This is a genomic window from Pseudomonas sp. MD195_PC81_125 (genome assembly GCF_014060985.1).
GTDB classification, from domain to species: Bacteria; Pseudomonadota; Gammaproteobacteria; order Pseudomonadales; family Pseudomonadaceae; genus Aquipseudomonas; species Aquipseudomonas parakoreensis.
Genome location: NZ_JABULD010000153.1, coordinates 1 through 1,764 on the forward strand (window position 1 = coordinate 1; position 1,764 = coordinate 1,764).

Consider the following 1,764-nt stretch of genomic DNA (forward strand, 5'->3'; position numbering starts at 1 on the left):
TTGTCTCCCAGGATCAAACAGCAAGGATCATTACCGATGAACTCTTCACCAATGATGAAAGCTTGCGCCAGCCCATCCGGGCTCGGTTGTTCGGCGTAAGTCAGTTTGATGCCATAGAGACTGCCGTCTCCGAGCAACTTACGGAAGCATGGCAGATCGTCCGGCGTCGAGATGATCAGAATTTCGCGCATTCCTGCAAGCATCAACACTGACAACGGATAAAAGATCATCGGCTTGTCGTAGATTGGCAGCATCTGTTTGGACACACCAAGCGTCAGAGGATGCAGACGCGTGCCCGAACCACCGGCGAGAATGATGCCTTTACGATTTGTCGTGGTCATTTATTCAGAACTTCCCTAAGCATTCGGGTTACACCACTTTGCCAATCCGGCAAGTGTAGAGAAAAATTGTCGCGCAGCTTCTGTGTATTCAAACGTGAATTCAACGGGCGGCGCGCCGGAGTTGGATAGGCAGTGGTATCAATCGGATTGATTGCCGTGACAGCGAGCTCTTCACCATGGGCTTTGGCAAAACCGATCACCAGGCTCGCGTATCCGTGCCAAGACACTTCGCCGGCAGCCGCCAGATGGTAGATGCCCGAAAGTGCCGGGCGATGCACGACCTGCTGGATTGCCAGAGCAGTAACATCAGCAATGAGATCCGCACCCGTCGGGGCACCTACCTGATCGGCAATGACGCCCAGTGATTCGCGATCCTTGGCCAGGCGTAACATGGTTTTGGCAAAGTTGTTGCCACGAGCGCCATAGACCCAACTGGTACGAAAGATCAGATGCTTACAGCCCGAGGCTGCAATTGCCTGCTCACCTGCCAGCTTGCTGGCGCCGTAATGGTTCACCGGAGCGACAGCATCGGATTCTTGCCAAGGCGTCGAGCCTTCCCCGCTGAATACGTAATCAGTCGAATAGTGGATCAGCCAGGCATCCAGCGATGCGGCCTCCTGCGCCATGACTCGACTGGCCTCACCGTTTACACGATCAGCCAGCTCAGTCTCGGACTCGGCTTTATCGACAGCTGTGTAGGCCGCCGCGTTGACGATAATGTCAGGCATTACCTTGCGGATCGTCGCACGCAGCGCATCCAGGTCAGACAGATCACCACTCAAACCATCGAGCGGGTGCCGATCAAGGGCAAGCGACTCCCCAAGCGGTGCCAGAGAGCGTTGCAGCTCCCAACCGACCTGGCCGTTTTTGCCCAGCAGGAGAATTTTCATACCTTGTTCGTACGGTCAGCGTAGTTCTGGTCAATCCACTGCTGGTAGCTACCGCTCTTGACGTGAGCGACCCATTCAGTGTTGCCAAGATACCACTCGACAGTCTTGCGAATACCAGTTTCGAACGTTTCTTCCGGCGCCCAACCGAGCTCGCGCTGGATCTTGCTGGCGTCGATAGCGTAACGCTGATCATGTCCAGGACGGTCCTGCACATAGGTAATCAGACTCGCATGAGGACGATGGGCAGAATCTGGACAAAGTTCATCGAGAAGAGCGCAAAGCGTATTCACAACTTCAATGTTCTGTTTCTCGTTGTGACCACCGATGTTGTACGTCTCACCGATGACACCCTCGGTGACAACTTTGTACAACGCACGCGCATGATCTTCTACGTATAACCAGTCACGCACTTGATTACCTTTGCCATAAACCGGCAATGGTTTTCCTTCAAGTGCATTGAGAATGATCAGCGGGATCAACTTCTCAGGGAAGTGGCAAGGACCGTAGTTGTTCGAGCAGTTCGTGACCAATGT

At 54.0% G+C, this 1,764-nt stretch carries 3 protein-coding genes; all 3 read right to left on the reverse strand.

From position 1 onward, the window contains the following. A partial coding sequence (locus HT737_RS06750; RefSeq protein WP_182401941.1) for a sugar nucleotidyltransferase occupies positions 1–341 on the reverse strand: 341 nt, incomplete at its 3' end. Then, positions 338–1,231: a dTDP-4-dehydrorhamnose reductase gene (gene rfbD / locus HT737_RS06755; RefSeq protein WP_182401943.1), complete on the reverse strand. Its 894-nt coding sequence runs from the start codon at positions 1,229–1,231 to the stop codon at positions 338–340. The genes rfbD and HT737_RS06750, both read right to left, overlap by 4 nt. Further along, on the reverse strand, positions 1,228–1,764 hold a 537-nt coding region (locus HT737_RS06760; protein WP_182401945.1), incomplete at its 5' end, for a GDP-mannose 4,6-dehydratase. The genes HT737_RS06760 and rfbD, both read right to left, overlap by 4 nt.